A 15345-nucleotide genomic window follows, 5' to 3' on the forward strand; every position below is an offset into this window, starting at 1 on the left:
GTTCAGACGCCCCAGCGAAGGGCGGGCGTGTGGACGGGCGCGTCCCAGAGCCCGGTCATCTCATCGTCGAGGCGCAGGACGGTGATTGAGCAGCCCTGCATCTCCAGGGAGGTGATGTAGTTGCCCACCAGCGAGCGCGCCACGGTGACGCCCTGGTCCGCGAGTCGCTGCGCGGCCCGGCGGTAGACGATGTACAGCTCGCTCGCCGGGGTGCCGCCCATGCCGTTGACGAACAGCAGCACCTTGTCGCCGGAGTTGAGGCCGAGGTCGCTGACCACCGGGTCCAGCAGGCGGTCGGTGATGCCGTCCGCGGCCTCCATGGGAATTTTGTGCCGGCCGGGCTCGCCGTGGATGCCGATGCCGATCTCGATTTCGTTTTCCTCGAGCTCGAAGCTGGGCACCCCGGCGTGCGGGACGGTGCAGGCGCTCAGGGCGACGCCCATGCTTCGCACGTTCTGGTTGACCCGGTCGCCGATGGCTGCGACCGCGTCGAGGCTGTCGCCGCGTTCGGCCGCCGCGCCGGCGATCTTCTCGACGAGGACGGTGCCGCCCACACCGCGGCGCCCCGCCGTGTAAAGCGAGTCCTGCACAGCGACGTCGTCGTTGACCAGCACCGTGCGCACCTCCACCCCTTCGGCCTGCGCCAGCTCCGCGGCGGTCTCGAAATTCAGCACGTCGCCGGTGTAATTCTTCACGATGTGCACGACGCCGGCGCCGGAGTTCACCGCGAGGGTGGCCGGCAGGATCTGGTCCGGGGTGGGCGAGGTGAAGACCGCGCCGGGCACCGCGGCGTCGAGCATGCCCATTCCGACGTAGCCGCCGTGCAGGGGCTCGTGGCCGCTGCCGCCGCCGGAGACGAGGCCGACCTTGCCCGCCACCGGGGCGTCCTTGCGGACGATGAATTTGGGATCCGGGTGGACGGTCACCAGGTCGGCATGGGCCAGCCCGAACCCTTCCACTGACTCGTCGACCACGGCTTTGGGATCATTGATGAGTTTCTTCATGGCTGTGCTCCCTGGATGGTGTCCTGGCTGCTTGCTTAGACCCTACTACCGGGGCCCGGCCAGCGGTAGGCTCCGGAATCAACCAGAACCGGAGTCAGGTACGGGGCGCTGCCTCGGGGGTGAAACCGGGCCACGCGTCGGCGCCGAGCGCGTCCTGGCGGCGCGGCCGGTACGCGGGACCGGCGCCCTCCCCGCCGGACGGGTCCGGCGGCAGCGGAACGGCGTCGACTGTCATTTGGAATGCGGAGAAATCTGGAAAGATCACGCGATTCTGCAATTTCTGCCTCCGGAAGCTGGCGGCCCGCCCCATCGGGCCGGGATCAGTTTATCCACCAAGTTGATTTAGCGGAAGACCCCTCGCCCCGGACAGCGGCGGCCTACAGCGTCCGGATCATCCGGGTGTTGCCCAACGTGTTCGGCTTGACCCGCGCCAGGTCCAGGAATTCGGCGACGCCCTCGTCATGCGAGCGCAACAGTTCCGAGTACACCACCGGGTCCACCGCCGTCTGGTCCGCCATCACGTCGAAGCCGTGCTTTTTGAAGAACTCCACCTCGAAGGTCAGGCAGAACACCCGGGAGATGCCCAGCGCCCTCGCGTCCTCGAGCAGGCGCTCCACCAGGAGGTGCCCCACACCCTTGCCGCGCCAGGCGTCCGAGGTGGCCAGGGTGCGCACCTCGGCCAGGTCCTCCCACATCACGTGCAGCGCCCCGCAGCCGATCACCTCGCCGTCGGCCGCTTCGGCGATCCGGAACTCCTGGAGGCTTTCGTAGTAGGCCACAGTCTCCTTGGCCATGAGGATCCGCTGGTCGGCCAGGGGTGCCACGAGGGTCTTGATGGCGGCGACGTCGGACGTGCGGGCAGGGCGGATGCGGATCGTCTCAGTCACAGCCCAATCCTACGGCGAGGGGCCGGTGGCGCTCCTCCGGCCGGCCCCGCGCGGATCAGAGGCCGAGCTCGTCCGGGACGGGGAGGTCCTTGTCCAGCAGGTGCCTGGCGAGGAAGTGCTCGACGACGCCGTACCAGACCTTGGCGTGCTGCGGCTGCAGGATCCAGTGGTTCTCGTCCGGGAAGTAGAGGAACCGGTGGTCGGTCTCACCGTTTTCGTCGGCCGCCAGTGCGGACTTGGAGAGCAGTTCGTACCAGAGCCGCAGCCCCTCGCCGATCGGCACCCGGTAGTCCTTGTCGCCGTGGATAACCAGCATGGGGGTGCGGATGTTCTCCACGTGCAGGTGCGGGGAGTTCTCCGCGGCCATCTCGGCCGTCATCTCCTTGAGCCAGTACTGCGCGGAGTCCGTCGTCGGGCCGAACTGGTCCAGGGCCCAGAGGCTGGCGTGGGTGACGATCGCCTTGAACCGGTCTGTGTGGCCCGCGACCCAGTTGGCCATGTAGCCGCCGAAGGAGCCGCCCATGGCCGCAGTGCGTGTCTCGTCGATGTCCGGGCGGCGCACCACGGCGTCGGTGATCGCCATCAGGTCCAGGAAGGGGGCGTTGCCCCACTCGCCCCAGCCGCGCTGGATGTGCTCCTGTCCGTAGCCGGTCGAAAGCGCCGGGTCCGGGAGCAGCACCGCGTAGCCCCTGGCCACGAGCAGCCACGGATTCCAGCGCCAGGTCCAGGCATTCCACGAGCCCAGCGGTCCGCCGTGGATCCAGAGCAGCAGCGGCGCCGGGTTCCCGGCCGAGGCGCCCTCGGGCAGCGCCAGGTATCCGGGCACCCGGTCGCCGCCCGCCGAGGTCGCCTCCACCCGCTCGAGCACGCCGCGGTAGGCGGGACGTTCGGCGGGGGCGGGAAGGCGGGTGACCTCGCCGCTGGACAGGTCGATCCGCACGGCTTCCGCCGGGAACTCGTAGGAGCTCCGCAGCGCAAAGGCGCTGCGGCCGTCCGGGGTGACGGCGACGTCGGTGTAGGCGGCACTGTCGCGCGTCAGCCGGACCGGCTCAGCGTCCCGGCCGGTGGGGCCGGTCACGGCGATCCGGAACACCGGGGAGGCCCCGTCCTCGTCAGCGGTCACGAGCACGGCCGAGCCGTCCGGCAGCCAGGCCGCGGGGCGCGGCCAGCGGTCCCAGCCGGAGGCGAGCGGCGTCAGGCCGGCGCCGCTGCCGTCGCTGGAGTCGGAGTCAGACTCGGCGCCGGAGTCAGACTCGGCGCCGTCGCCCGAGACGTCCAGGAGGTGCAGCGCGACCCGCGGAGCCTGCTCCGGGGTGGTGTCGGTCTCGCTGAGCACCACCAGGGTGCGGCCGTCGGGGCTGACCGGTCCCGGGAAGTAGCTCATGCCCTCGGTGTCGAGCAGGACCCGCCGGGTGCCGCTGGCGACGTCGACGGCCACCAGCACGGTGCGGGAGTCGGCGTTGGCGAGCGGTTTGGTGAAACTGCTGAAGAGGGTCTTGCCGTCCGGGCTGGCGACCGTGTCGGCCTCGCGCAGCCCGTTTCCGGCGTCGGGGGTCAGGTTGCGCAGGCGGACCGGCGGGGCGGCATCGATCGTCACCGGCTTGCCCGGCTCCGGCTCTGCGCCGGGTTCGACGGCGAACAGCCGGGGCTGCGCGGGCCCCAGGTCCGCGTCCCAGTAGCGCACCGGATAGCCGCTGTGCAGGATCGCGGCCACCTTGTTGTCCTGGCGCACCTTGCGGCGGTCCTCGTCGTTGTCCTCGTCCGTGGAGCCGGCGAGCACGGATGCCGTCACGAACAGGGCATCGGCGTCCCTGGCCGCCAGGAGCCCGCTGACGCCGCCGGCGCGGGAGAGCGCCACGCGGGCCTCCCCGCCGTCGGCCGGCAGGACCCACAGTGCGCTGACCGGCTCGGTGTCCGGGTTTTCGGGATCCGGGCGGGCGGAGGTGAAGTAGAGCTTGCCGTCGGCGGCGAACACGGCCCCGGCCTCGCCCTTGGCGCTGCGGGTGATCCGCCGGGCCTGCTTGTTGCCCTCCGGATCCAGTTCCCACAGCGCGGTGCGGTATTCGGTGCCCTTGTCGTTGAGCGTGGCCACGGTGGTGACGAGCCGTTTGCCGTCGGGGCTCAGGGCCAGGCCGCTGACCTTCGGGATGGCGAGGTAGTGGTCCAGGTCGTGGAACGGGGTCTCGGGGTGTTCGCCCAGGGTGCGGGGATCGGTAGAAGCCATGCCCCCGATTCAACACCCACTATGCCGCGGATCACACCCCGTTCACTCTGAGTGAAACACTGCTTTCAGATCTCCTTGTCCGGAAAACACGGCGGACGTCCAGAGTCAGTTGGCATGATGGGTCCATGAATCCTGAAACGCCCCTCCCCCGACGCTCCCTTCTGCTCGGTGCCGGCGCCCTGGGCGGCGGCGCCCTCGCCCTCTCCGCCTGCGCCGGCCCCGGCACCGGCACCGCGGCCTCCACTGCGGCGGCGGAGCCCGCGGTACCGGCCGGCACCGCCGTCAGGGTCGGCAAGCTCAGCGACGTCTCGGTGGGCGGCACGGCCACCGGGAAGGTGAACGGCAAGACGGTGGTGATCTTCCGGCCGGATGAGAAGACCGTCCTGGCGTACGACGCGACCTGCACCCATGCCGGCTGCCCGGTGGCGCCTGCCGGGGCGGACTTCGCCTGCCCCTGCCACGGTTCCTCGTTCAAGGGCGCCGACGGCAGCGTGGTCAATGGTCCTGCCCGCTCGCCGCTGGCCAGGCTGACGGCCGCGCTCGACGGCGAATGGATCACCGTCAGCGCCTGACGCCCCGCCACAGTGTGAGCGCAGCAAAAAACCCCGGCCGCCTCCTTGAGGGAAGCGGCCGGGGCCTTTCTTTGGCGTTGTACCTGCCTGGCGCCTAGACGCTCGGAGCGATCTCCGGGATGCGCGGCTTGGCGTTGCCGGCGAAGGTGAACTTCGCGTTGTCGCCTTCGCCCTCCACATCCACCACCACGATGTCGCCGGAGTGCAGTTCGCCGAAGAGGATCTTTTCGGAGAGCTGGTCCTCGATCTCGCGCTGGATCGTGCGGCGCAGCGGCCGGGCGCCCATCGCGGGGTCGTAGCCGCGGGTCGCCAGGAGCACCTTGGCCGCGGGCGTGAGCTCGATGCCCATGTCCTTGTCCTTGAGTCGCTTCTCGAGGCGGGTGACGAACAGGTCGACGATCTCGATGATCTCGTCCTGGGTCAGCTGCGGGAACACCACAACGTCGTCAACACGGTTCAGGAACTCGGGGCGGAAGTGCTGCTTGAGCTCCTCCGTGACCCGGGCGCGCATCCGGTTGTAGCCGGTCTGCGTGTCCGTGCCGGACTGGAAACCGGTGGCAACGCTCTTGGAGATGTCCCGGGTGCCGAGGTTCGTGGTCATGATGATCACGGTGTTCTTGAAGTCCACCACGCGGCCCTGGGAGTCGGTCAGGCGGCCGTCTTCCAGGATCTGCAGCAGCGAGTTGAAAAGGTCGGCGTGGGCCTTCTCCACCTCGTCGAACAGGACCACGGAGAATGGACGACGGCGGACCTTCTCGGTCAGCTGGCCGCCCTCCTCGTAGCCCACGTAGCCCGGAGGGGCACCGAAGAGCCGCGAGACGGTGTGCTTCTCCGAGTACTCGGACATGTCCAGGGTGATCAGCGCGTCTTCCTCGCCGAAGAGGAACTCCGCGAGGGCCTTGGCCAGCTCGGTCTTGCCGACGCCGGTGGGGCCGGCGAAGATGAACGAGCCGCCCGGACGCTTCGGGTCCTTCAGGCCTGCGCGGGTGCGGCGGATCGCCTGGGACAGGGCCTTGATGGCCTCGTTCTGGCCGACCACACGCTTGTGCAGTTCGTCTTCCATCTTCAGCAGGCGCGAGGACTCTTCCTCGGTCAGCTTGAAGACCGGGATGCCGGTGGAGTTCGCCAGCACCTCGGCGATGAGATCCTCATCCACCTCGGAGATGTCGTCCATGCCGCCGGTCTTCCACTGGCGTTCCTTCTCGGCGCGTTCGGCAATGAGCTTCTGCTCCTTGTCGCGCAGCGAGGCGGCGCCTTCGAAGTCCTGCGCGTCGATCGCGGACTCCTTCTCCAGCTTCATGGCCGAGATCTTCTCGTCCATGACCTTGAGCTCCGGCGGGGCGGTCATCCGGCGGATGCGCAGCCGGGCGCCGGCCTCGTCGATCAGGTCGATCGCTTTGTCCGGCAGGAAGCGGTCCGAGATGTAGCGTTCGGAGAGGCTGGCCGCCGAGGCGAGGGCGCCGTCGGTGATGGTGACGCGGTGGTGCGCCTCGTAGCGGTCACGCAGGCCCTTGAGGATCTCGATCGCGTCGGCGACGGAGGGTTCCTTGACCTGGATCGGCTGGAAGCGGCGCTCCAGCGCGGCGTCCTTTTCGATGTGTTTGCGGTACTCGTCCAGCGTGGTGGCACCGATGGTCTGGAGCTCGCCGCGGGCCAGCATGGGCTTCAGGATCGAGGCCGCGTCGATGGCACCCTCGGCCGCGCCGGCACCCACCAGGGTGTGGATCTCGTCGATGAAGAGGATGATGTCGCCGCGGGTGCGGATTTCCTTGAGGACCTTCTTCAGGCGCTCTTCGAAGTCACCCCGGTAGCGCGAGCCGGCCACGAGGGACCCGAGGTCCAGCGTGTACAGCTGCTTGTCCTTGATGGTCTCCGGCACGTCGCCGCGCACGATCGCCTGGGCCAGGCCCTCGACGACGGCGGTCTTGCCGACGCCGGGCTCACCGATCAGCACCGGGTTGTTCTTGGTGCGGCGGGAAAGGACCTGCATAACGCGTTCCATTTCCTGCTCGCGGCCGATCACGGGGTCCAGCTTGTTTTCCCGCGCGGCCTGGGTCAGGTTCCGGCCGAACTGGTCGAGGACGACCGAGCCGGCGGGGGTGCCTTCGGCCTGGCCGGGGCCAACGCCTGCACCGGTGGTTTCCTTGCCCTGGTAGCCGGAGAGCAGCTGGATGACCTGCTGGCGGACGCGGTTCAGGTCCGCCCCGAGCTTGACCAGCACCTGGGCAGCCACACCTTCACCCTCGCGGATGAGACCGAGCAGGATGTGCTCGGTGCCGATGTAGTTGTGGCCCAGCTGCAGGGCCTCGCGCAGCGAGAGCTCCAGCACCTTCTTGGCGCGCGGGGTGAAAGGGATGTGGCCGGACGGGGCCTGTTGGCCCTGGCCGATGATCTCCTGTACCTGCTCGCGCACTCCGTCGAGCGAGATGCTCAGGGATTCGAGGGCTTTGGCGGCAACACCTTCACCCTCATGGATCAGGCCCAAGAGGATGTGTTCGGTGCCGATGTAATTGTGGTTCAGCATGCGTGCCTCTTCTTGGGCAAGCACAACTACGCGACGGGCACGGTCCGTAAATCGCTCAAACATTTCGCCACACTCCTAGCTACGACGTACTTTGATGCTACGTGGCGGAGTTCGAGATTTGTGGCTTGTTCGCCACGGGGGAAACCGGGACGGGCCGGTGGCGTCGCATCCGTGGACGAAGGCGGCCGCCCGGTGCCCGCACTCGGGCCCGGGAGTGGCTGCGCTCCCGCCCGGTTACTGCGGCCGAAACCCGCACGGCACGGCGTGTCCCCGGCTAATGGCGGCATTCCCAGCCGGTAACCGGGCGGGAACGCGACGGCGCCGCCACAACCGGCCGGCGCACATGACAAAGCCCCCGCCGGAAGGCAGGGGCTTTGTCACTGGAAAATGCACCAGCAAGCCGGGTGCAGGCCGAGTACGGGCGGAAAGCTAGGAATTGGCCTTTTGGTACGCTTCCTGAATTTCAGCCTGGATACGGCCGCGGCTGTTTACCGCATAGCCGTTGTCCCGGGCCCACTGCCGGATCTGCGCCGAGTCCTGATTGCGGCCGCTCGTTACTTTAGTCCGGGTTGCCCGGCCGCTTGATGTTTTACGTGCATGGCCTACGTACCGCTCGAGTGCCGAGCGGAGTTCAGACGCATTGCCGGACGACAGGTCAATTTCATAACTGACGCCGTCCAGGCCAAACCGGACAGTTTCGTCCGCGGATCCCCCATCCAGATCATCAACGAGGATGATTTTAACTTTCTGTGCCATAAAGACTCTCTTTTCAAAAGGACGAGTATTTAGAAAAGCAGGATGTATCTGTAAAAAGTATCTATCCTTTTATGGCCGCGAGTCAAAGCGGAAAAATCCCGTCCAAAGAAAATCCACAGGAAGGAATAACTGCCAGTTTTAGCGCTGTTCGGGGGAATGCCCGTTTTCCGGAGCGGGATTCTGTTCCTGCCCGCGGGCCGCCGCCTCCGCCTGGGCGCGCGCTTCAGCCTGGCGTTCGGACTTGTCAGCGTTGAAGATCGACTTCATGGCGAACCAGAAAATGAGTCCGACCACAACGGATGGGAGCAGGACGGCAATGTACTCCATGCTCAGTGGCCCTCGGGCTTGAGCAGCGGGAAGAGGATGGTCTCGCGGATGCCGGCGCCGGTGAAGAGCATGACCAGCCGGTCGATGCCGAGGCCGATCCCGCCCATCGGCGGGGCGCCGTATTCGAGCGCGCGAAGGAAGTCCTCGTCCAGCTGCATCGCTTCGACGTCGCCGGCGGCGGACCGGCGGGACTGCTCGGTGAGCCGGTCGCGCTGGATGACCGGGTCAATCAGCTCGGAGAAGGCGGTGCCGCGCTCCATCCCGCCGATGATCAGATCCCACGCCTCGATCAGCCGGTTGTCCTCGCGGTGGTGGCGCGCCAGCGGCTGCGCGGAGGGCGGGTAGTCGTAGACGAAGGTGGGGTTGAGCAGCGTGGGTTCGACCAGCTCGCCGAAGAGCTCGACCACAAGCTTCTCGGCGTCCCAGCCGGCGTCGACCTTGACCTCGTGCTTGGCGGCGAGGGCCAGCAGTTCCGCGACGGGGGTCTCCGGGGTGATGTCCTGGCCCACGAAGTCGGAGAGGCCCGGGTACACGGCCATCCAGGCCCAGTCGCCGTCGAGGTTGATCTCGCCGGCCTCGGTCTGCAGCACGCGGCCCACACCGGCGGCGTCGGCGGCGTCGAGGATGATCTCCTTGATCCGGTCGGCCATCACGAACTGGTCGGCCCAGGCTTCGTAGGACTCCAGGGTGGTGAACTCTGGGCTGTGCGTGGAGTCGACGCCCTCGTTGCGGAACACGCGGCCCATGTCGTAAACCCGGTCGATCCCGCCGACGACGGTGCGCTTGAGGTACAGCTCGGTGGCGATGCGCAGCGTCATCTTCTGGTCGAAGGCGTTCATGTGCGTCTCGAACGGGCGGGCGGTGGCGCCGCCGTGCACCAGCTGGAGCATGGGGGTCTCGACCTCGACGTAGCCCTGGCGGTGCAGGGTTTCGCGGATGGAGCGGGTGATCGCGGCCCGGGTGTAGACCATTTCGCGGGCCTCGTCGCGGACAATGAGGTCCACGTAGCGCTGGCGGACGCGGGTTTCCTCGTTGAGTTCAGCGTGCAGCACCGGCAGCGGCCGCAGCGCCTTGGACGCCATCGACCAGGACTCGGCCATCACGGAGAGCTCGCCGCGGCGTGAGGAGATGACCTCGCCCTTGATGAAAACGTGGTCGCCGAGATCCACGAGGGACTTCCAGTCCGCGAGCGCTTCCTCGCCGATGTTGGCGAGGCTGAGCATGACCTGCAGCCGGACGGCTGTGCCGTCCACACCGCCCTCCTGCAGGGTGGCGAAGCACAACTTGCCGGTGTTGCGGATGAAGACGATGCGGCCGGTCACGCCGACGACGTCGCCGGTGGTCTCGTCGGCCACGAGGTGGGCGTACTTTTCGCGGATCTCAGTCAGCGAATGCGTCCGCTCGACCCCCACCGGATATGCCTCGATGCCGCGTTCGATCAACTTGGCGCGCTTCTCCATACGGACCAGGGTCTGTTCGCTGGCGTCGGAGTGCTCGTTCGGGTCAGGGGTGTTTTGGGAAGTCACAATCCCTAAGTTTACCGGGCATTCGGGACCGGCCGGTGCGGGAGGGGCGGGAATAGACCGGGAATACACTCACAGCTATGGAGACGTGGACGATTCGGACCGACGGCGGCGAGGGGCACCTCGAGCTGAACACGTTCCGGCCCGCGCCGGGAGCAACGCCGGAAGCGCCGTCCGAAGCCGCGCCGGAACCGGCGGCAGGGGCCGGCGTCGTCGTGGTGCACGGGACCTTGATCACCGCCGCCCTGTACCGCCCGTTCGCCCGGAGCCTGGCGCGGCTGCTGGGCCGCCCGGTGCACTGCTACAACCGGCGGGGCCGGGCCGGGTCCTCGCCGCAGCCCGCGGACTACTCGGCGGGGACCGAGGTGGACGACCTGGCGGCGGTGCTGCGCGAGACCGGCTCCACGGACGTCTTCGCGCACAGCTACGGCGGGTTCGTGGCGCTGCAGGCGGCCCGCAGTGTGCCGATCCGGCGCCTGGTGACGTACGACGCCGCCGTGTCGCTCGCCGGGAACCTCGCCAGCCGCTGGCGGCCCGAACTGGAGCGTTCGGTGGCGGCCGGCGAGCTGGACGCGGCGTGGGCGCACCTGGTCCAGGGGCTGGAGACCGCGGGCCCGGTGTCGAAACTGCCGCTCGGCGCCCTGCGTATGCTCAGTATCCTCTCGGCCCGGACCACCGTGGGCGCTCAGATGCGGGAGCTGCTGCCCACGGCCGTCGCGGAAATGCGCGCCGTGCTGGCCGCCGACGCAGAGCTCGCCGACTTCGCCGCCGTCACCACACCCACGCTGATGCTCACCGGCGGCTGGAGCCCGGACTACTTCGCCGAAACCGGGCGGCAGCTCGCGGCAGCAGTCCCGTCGATCGAGTTCGCCGTGGTGCCGGGCCAGCTACATGAAGGTCCAATCCGGCCCGGCAACCGCCGGCTGTCCCTGATGGCGGCCAGGTTCCTGCTCGGCTCCGGCACTCCGGCGCGGCTGGGATTCCGGCGCCGGCTGCGGCTGGGCCGCTGAGGTCTGGCACTAGAATCGGGGGCGACCTATGTCGAAAGGAACCCCTTGGCCAAGCTCTACTTCCGTTACGGCGCGATGAACTCAGGCAAGTCGACGGGCCTGCTGCAGGCCGCGTTCAACTACGAGGAGCGGGGCCAAAGGGTTGTGCTCGCCAAGCCGGACGTGGACACCAAGGGCGACGCCGACGTCGTGTCCCGGCTGGGGATGACGCGCTCGGTGGATTTCCTGGTCCCCGCCGGGGCCTCCGTCCGGGAACTGTTTTCCGCGCACGCCCACGGCGACGACCCGGACGCCCTGCTCCAGCACGTGGACACGCCACCCGTGGCCTGCCTGCTGGTAGACGAGGCCCAGTTCCTCGAGCCCGAGCAGGTGGACGACCTCTTCCGCATCGCCGTGCTGGACAACGTCCCCGTGCTGGCCTACGGCATCCGCACCGATTTCCGGACGCGCGCCTTCCCGGGATCGCTCCGGCTCCTGGAGATCGCGCACACCCTGGAGGAGCTCAAGACCATCTGCCGCTGCGGCCGCAAGGCCATCTTCAACACCCGCCGGATCGGCGACGAGGTGGTGTTCGACGGCGACCAGGTGGCGATCGACGGGCAGGACGCCTGGTACGAATCGCTGTGCGGCTCCTGCTATCTCGAAATCTCCGGCGGCAGGCTGGGCTAGCCGGGGCCACCCCTGCTGCGCGGAACCGGGCGCCTCGGCTAGGCTCGGAGCATGACCCGCGAGAACATCAGAACCCCCGACGGCGGCACCCTCGAGCTTTTCAGCACGGGCGCGGACCTCGCCTCGGCGGGTTCCGGCGTCGTCGTTGTGCCGGCCTCGATGGTGACGGCCGCTGACTACACCCGTTTTGCGCAGAAGCTCAGCGCCGCCCTCGGCCGTCCGGTCCACACCTTCAACCGGCGCGGCCGCGGCTCGTCCTCGCCGCAGCCGGAGGATTACACGCTGGACGTGGACATCCACGACCTGGATGCCGTGATGAAGCACACCGCGAGCACCGACGTCTTCGGCCACAGCTTCGGCGGCGCGGTGGCCTTGCACGCCGCGCGCACCCTGCCGGTGGAGCGCCTCGCCGTGTACGACCCGGCGGTCTCGGTGAACCACAGCGTCACGGCGGACTGGACCCCCGAGTACGAGCGGCTGACCGCGGCGGGCGACGACGACCGCGCCCTCGCCGTGCTGGTCCGCGGCCTGGAGACCGGCAGTGCCCTGTCCCGGATGCCGCTGTCCATGCTGACGCTGGCGAACAAGCTCACCGCCGGCACGCCCGTTGGCAAGCAGCTGCGGGAGCTCATGCAGACCGGGGTCCGCGAGATCAAGGCGATCATTGCCGCGGACATGCCGGCCGAGCCGTTCCTGGAGCTGCCGCTGGAGACGCTGATCATCGTGGGCGAGAAGAGCCCCGCGTACTTCGGCGTGGCCTGCGGGCAGATCCACGACGTGCTCTCCGGCTCCAGTTACACGATCCTGCCGGGCATGGGCCACGACGGCGTCAACAAGGCGCCGGACAAGCTCATCGCCGAACTCAGCGAGTTCTTCGCAGGCTAAGCCTCTCCGGCCCTGGGCCGGCCGGGTCAGTGGGCTGCGGGGCCGCCGGCACCCTCCGTCTTGCGCATTAGTACGGACAGTACGACGGCGGCGAGCGCTATCGCGGCCGCTGTCAGGAACGCGGCATGCATGCCGGCGACGACCCCGGAGCCGGCCGAGACGACCGCAAAGATCGAGACCAGCAGCGCGGTTCCGGCCGCGCCTGCGACCTGCTGCAGCGTGCTCATGATGGCGGAGCCGTGGGAGTACAGGTGCGGGGGCAGCGGGTTCAGCCCGGTGGTGAAGGCAGGGGTAAACAGCAGCGCCAGGCCCAGGCTCAGCGTCACGTGCAGGGCAATGATCCAGGCCACCGGCGTCTGGGCGTCCAGCCCGGAGAACTGCCAGAGCGAGAGCACCATCAGGGCCGAGCCCGTGACGGTCAGGGGAAGCGGGCCGACCTTGTCGAAGAGCCGGCCGATGAACGGGCCAAGCAGGCCCATCGCGAGCCCGCCCGGCAGCAGTGCGAGCCCGGTTTCCAGCGACTTGAGGCCGCGGATTTCCTGCAGGTACAGGGGCAGCAGGATGACCGCGCCGAACAATGCAATCATCGCCACCACGAGGAGCAGCACGGAGACGGTGAACATCCGGAAGTTGAAGGCGCGCAGGTCCAGGAGCGGTTCGTTGGACTTCTGCAGCCGGAGCTGGCGCAGGACAAAGGCCAGCAGGGCCACGACGCCGACGGCGAGCGCCGCCACCGCGGCGGCCGAGGGCCCTCCCTTGCCGCCGCCGATCTGGCTCAGGCCGTAGACGACGCCGCCGAACGCGGGCACCGTCAGCACCACGGAGAGCGCGTCGAGCCGGGTCTTTTCGTTTTCGCCGATGTTCCGCAGGAACCTGGCGCCGATGCCGAACGCCAGCAGGGCGATCGGCAGGACGAAGACGAACATAAACCGCCAGGAGAAGTGCTGCAGGATCAGCCCGGAGACCGTGGGGCCCATAGCCGGCGCCACGGAGATCGCGATGCTCACGTTGCCCATCACGGCGCCGCGGCGTGACACCGGGACCAGGGTGAGGATGGTGGTCATCAGCAGCGGCAGCATGATGGCGGTGCCGCCGGCCTGGATGATCCGGGCCAGCAGCAGGACCTCGAAGCCCGGCGCCAGGGCCGCCAGCAGGGTCCCCCCGGAGAACAGCCCCATGGCCAGCATAAAGACCGCCCTGGTGGAGAGCCGTTGCAGGATGAACCCGGTGGTGGGAATGACCACCGCCATGGTCAGCATAAAACCGGTGGACAGCCACTGGACGGTGGGCGCGTCGACCCGCAGATCCACCATCAGCCGCTGCAGGGCCACGTTCATGATGGTCTCGTTCAGGATCACCACAAAGGTGGCCACCAGCAGGGTCGCGATGATGGTCACGGACTCCCGGGACAGCTTCTCCGGCCCGGTTTCCTCGGTGCCCCCGCGCTGCGCCGTCGCCGGGACGGCGTCGTCGTCGGTCCGGGTCGGCGGCGCCACGCTGGCTTGGACGTTGGAAGGGGCACCTGCTGGCATGGGGATTCCCTCAGGGAGTTGAAGTGGATTCGGCGCGCATCGTCGCCACTACGATTTCCAACCAGCCGTTCGCGCCGGTAATTCCCGCTTTCCGGCATTCAGCGAACGCTCCCGCAGATCCGGCACCATCCCGTCGCACGCTCCCGCACATCCGGCACCAACCCGACGCACGCTCCCGCACATCCGGCCCCCTCCCGACGCACGCTCCCGCACAGCCTGCACCCTCCCGACGCACGCTCCCGCACAGCCTGCACCCTCCCGACGCACGCTCCCGCACAGCCTGCACCCTCCCGACGCACGCTCCCGCACAGCCTGCACCCTCCCGACGCACGCTCCCGCACAGCCTGCACCCTCCCGACGCACGCTCCCGCACATCCGGCACCCTCCCGACGCACGCTCCGTCGTCGCACCCCTCAGCTGCGGTAGGGTTCCTTCCCCGCCCGCCAGAACTGCGGGAGGGTTCCTTCCCTGCCCGCCAAAACTGCGGGAGGGTTCCTTCCCCGCCCGCCAGAACTGCGGGAGGGTCAGTCCGTGCCGGAGGAGGTCAGGAGTTCAGCGGGACGTTGTCGATCAGCCGCACCGGGCCGACTTTCGCCGCGATCAGCACCAGGCCCTCGCCGCGGAACGGGGTTTCCCGGCAGTTCTCGGCGAGGGGCTCGAGGGTGCGCGGATCCACGACGTCGAAATAGTCCAGCGCCACGAGCGGCTGGGACTCCACGAGCGCCCGGGCCGAATCCAGGTCGAGCGGCTCGTGGGCGTTGGCCCGCTCCTCGACCAGCCGCAGCGCCCGGGACAGCACGAGGGCGGCCTCACGTTCGGCGGCCGAGAGGAACCGGTTGCGGCTGGAGAGCGCCAGCCCGTCCGGGGACCGCACGATCGGCACCGGCACGATCTCCACCGGGAAGTTCAGGTCCGCGACCATCCGCTGGACCAAGGCCAGCTGCTGGGCGTCCTTCTGGCCGAAATAGGCGCGGTAGGCGGCCTGGCCTGCGCCGGGAAGCCCGTAGTGCAGCAGCTTCGCAACCACCGTCAGGGCACCGTCGAAGTGCCCGGGCCGGGAGGCACCCTCCCATTTTTCCGCAAGCACGCCGGAGGTGATCCGCACCATCGGTTCCCCGCCGGGGTAAACCTCCTCCACCGACGGTGCGAAGGCCAGGTCGACCCCTTCGGCGTCGAGCAGGGCCAGGTCCGCCTCGAGGGTGCGCGGGTAGCGGTCGAGGTCCACGGCCTCGCCGAACTGCAGCGGGTTGACGAAGATACTGGCCACCACAACGTCGTTCTGCTCGACGGCGGTGCGCGCCAGCCGGGCGTGACCCTCGTGCAGGGCGCCCATGGTGGGCACCAGCCCCTGCGACGTGCCGCCCTTTTCGGTGAGCAGGCGTGCGCTCTCCTTGCGGAGCTCCGCCGCCGTGGTTACAAGCCGGATGGCCAT

General features: G+C 68.7%; 14 protein-coding genes. 4 read left to right on the plus strand and 10 right to left on the minus strand.

What is annotated here, in order from left to right:
* Window positions 1-2 precede the first annotated feature (2 nt).
* The 4 genes from dhaK to ABLI39_RS11210 all read right to left on the minus strand — a co-directional run bounded on the left by dhaK (window position 3) and on the right by ABLI39_RS11210 (window position 4115).
* Window positions 3-1004 carry a dihydroxyacetone kinase subunit DhaK gene (gene dhaK, locus ABLI39_RS11195; protein WP_349413492.1) on the minus strand — a complete coding sequence of 334 codons (1002 nt, stop codon included), beginning with the start codon at window positions 1002-1004 and terminating at the stop codon, window positions 3-5.
* A gap of 94 nt (window positions 1005-1098) precedes the next feature.
* Window positions 1099-1239, minus strand: coding sequence for a hypothetical protein (locus ABLI39_RS11200; RefSeq protein WP_349413493.1), 141 nt, complete (start codon window positions 1237-1239; stop codon window positions 1099-1101).
* A 142-nt stretch (window positions 1240-1381) separates the two neighbouring features.
* Window positions 1382-1891 carry an amino-acid N-acetyltransferase gene (locus ABLI39_RS11205; RefSeq protein ID WP_349413494.1) on the minus strand — a complete coding sequence of 170 codons (510 nt, stop codon included), beginning with the start codon at window positions 1889-1891 and terminating at the stop codon, window positions 1382-1384.
* A 55-nt stretch (window positions 1892-1946) separates the two neighbouring features.
* Window positions 1947-4115, minus strand: coding sequence for a S9 family peptidase (locus tag ABLI39_RS11210; RefSeq protein ID WP_349413495.1), 2169 nt, complete (start codon window positions 4113-4115; stop codon window positions 1947-1949).
* 125 nt (window positions 4116-4240) lie between these two features.
* Here ABLI39_RS11210 and ABLI39_RS11215 point away from each other — a divergent pair, with 125 nt between their 5' ends.
* Window positions 4241-4687, plus strand: a complete 447-nt coding sequence (locus tag ABLI39_RS11215) for a QcrA and Rieske domain-containing protein (RefSeq protein WP_349413496.1) — start codon at window positions 4241-4243, stop codon at window positions 4685-4687.
* 94 nt (window positions 4688-4781) lie between these two features.
* Here ABLI39_RS11215 and ABLI39_RS11220 read toward each other — a convergent pair whose 3' ends face one another.
* The 4 genes from ABLI39_RS11220 to lysS all read right to left on the minus strand — a co-directional run bounded on the left by ABLI39_RS11220 (window position 4782) and on the right by lysS (window position 9820).
* A complete protein-coding gene (locus tag ABLI39_RS11220; RefSeq protein ID WP_349413498.1) occupies window positions 4782-7274 on the minus strand; it encodes an ATP-dependent Clp protease ATP-binding subunit in 2493 nt (830 codons plus the stop codon).
* Between the two features lie 366 nt (window positions 7275-7640).
* Window positions 7641-7967 carry a histone-like nucleoid-structuring protein Lsr2 gene (locus ABLI39_RS11225; protein ID WP_349413499.1) on the minus strand — a complete coding sequence of 109 codons (327 nt, stop codon included), beginning with the start codon at window positions 7965-7967 and terminating at the stop codon, window positions 7641-7643.
* 138 nt (window positions 7968-8105) lie between these two features.
* On the minus strand, window positions 8106-8294 hold the full coding sequence (locus tag ABLI39_RS11230; protein ID WP_349413500.1) for a hypothetical protein: 189 nt from the start codon (window positions 8292-8294) through the stop codon (window positions 8106-8108).
* 2 nt (window positions 8295-8296) lie between these two features.
* On the minus strand, window positions 8297-9820 hold the full coding sequence (gene lysS, locus ABLI39_RS11235) for a lysine--tRNA ligase (RefSeq protein ID WP_349413501.1): 1524 nt from the start codon (window positions 9818-9820) through the stop codon (window positions 8297-8299).
* Between the two features lie 77 nt (window positions 9821-9897).
* On the opposite strand from lysS, the gene ABLI39_RS11240 reads away from it, so the two are divergent.
* From ABLI39_RS11240 to ABLI39_RS11250, 3 genes are read left to right on the plus strand one after another with little or no spacing between them, the layout of a single operon-like run.
* The gene (locus tag ABLI39_RS11240; protein WP_349413502.1) at window positions 9898-10827 is read left to right on the plus strand and encodes an alpha/beta fold hydrolase; all 930 of its coding nucleotides are present in this window, start codon (window positions 9898-9900) and stop codon (window positions 10825-10827) included.
* 45 nt (window positions 10828-10872) lie between these two features.
* Window positions 10873-11496: a thymidine kinase gene (locus ABLI39_RS11245; RefSeq protein ID WP_349413503.1), complete on the plus strand. Its 624-nt coding sequence runs from the start codon at window positions 10873-10875 to the stop codon at window positions 11494-11496.
* Between the two features lie 51 nt (window positions 11497-11547).
* A complete protein-coding gene (locus ABLI39_RS11250; RefSeq protein WP_349413504.1) occupies window positions 11548-12381 on the plus strand; it encodes an alpha/beta fold hydrolase in 834 nt (277 codons plus the stop codon).
* 26 nt (window positions 12382-12407) lie between these two features.
* On the opposite strand, the gene ABLI39_RS11255 is transcribed toward ABLI39_RS11250, so the two are convergent.
* Together ABLI39_RS11255 and panC are read right to left on the minus strand one after the other, a co-directional pair.
* Complete coding sequence (locus ABLI39_RS11255) at window positions 12408-13913, minus strand: MDR family MFS transporter (RefSeq protein WP_349413505.1); 1506 nt, start codon at window positions 13911-13913, stop codon at window positions 12408-12410.
* A gap of 544 nt (window positions 13914-14457) precedes the next feature.
* Window positions 14458-15345, minus strand: a complete 888-nt coding sequence (panC, locus tag ABLI39_RS11260; RefSeq protein WP_349413507.1) for a pantoate--beta-alanine ligase — start codon at window positions 15343-15345, stop codon at window positions 14458-14460.

Origin of the sequence: Pseudarthrobacter sp. B907 (genome assembly GCF_040137805.1) — a bacterium.
Classification (GTDB): Bacteria; Actinomycetota; Actinomycetes; order Actinomycetales; family Micrococcaceae; genus Arthrobacter.

What these genes read in the sequence shown, in the direction of transcription:
- dhaK (WP_349413492.1), bottom strand. Translation starts at nt 1,004, where the DNA reads ATGAAGAAACTCATCAATGATCCCAAAGCCGTGGTCGACGAGTCAGTG.
- ABLI39_RS11220 (WP_349413498.1), bottom strand. Translation starts at nt 7,274, where the DNA reads ATGTTTGAGCGATTTACGGACCGTGCCCGTCGCGTAGTTGTGCTTGCC.
- ABLI39_RS11215 (WP_349413496.1), top strand. Translation starts at nt 4,241, where the DNA reads ATGAATCCTGAAACGCCCCTCCCCCGACGCTCCCTTCTGCTCGGTGCC.
- ABLI39_RS11200 (WP_349413493.1), bottom strand. Translation starts at nt 1,239, where the DNA reads ATGACAGTCGACGCCGTTCCGCTGCCGCCGGACCCGTCCGGCGGGGAG.
- ABLI39_RS11230 (WP_349413500.1), bottom strand. Translation starts at nt 8,294, where the DNA reads ATGGAGTACATTGCCGTCCTGCTCCCATCCGTTGTGGTCGGACTCATT.
- ABLI39_RS11250 (WP_349413504.1), top strand. Translation starts at nt 11,548, where the DNA reads ATGACCCGCGAGAACATCAGAACCCCCGACGGCGGCACCCTCGAGCTT.
- ABLI39_RS11255 (WP_349413505.1), bottom strand. Translation starts at nt 13,913, where the DNA reads ATGCCAGCAGGTGCCCCTTCCAACGTCCAAGCCAGCGTGGCGCCGCCG.
- ABLI39_RS11225 (WP_349413499.1), bottom strand. Translation starts at nt 7,967, where the DNA reads ATGGCACAGAAAGTTAAAATCATCCTCGTTGATGATCTGGATGGGGGA.
- ABLI39_RS11210 (WP_349413495.1), bottom strand. Translation starts at nt 4,115, where the DNA reads ATGGCTTCTACCGATCCCCGCACCCTGGGCGAACACCCCGAGACCCCG.
- ABLI39_RS11240 (WP_349413502.1), top strand. Translation starts at nt 9,898, where the DNA reads ATGGAGACGTGGACGATTCGGACCGACGGCGGCGAGGGGCACCTCGAG.
- panC (WP_349413507.1), bottom strand. Translation starts at nt 15,345, where the DNA reads ATGGCCATCCGGCTTGTAACCACGGCGGCGGAGCTCCGCAAGGAGAGC.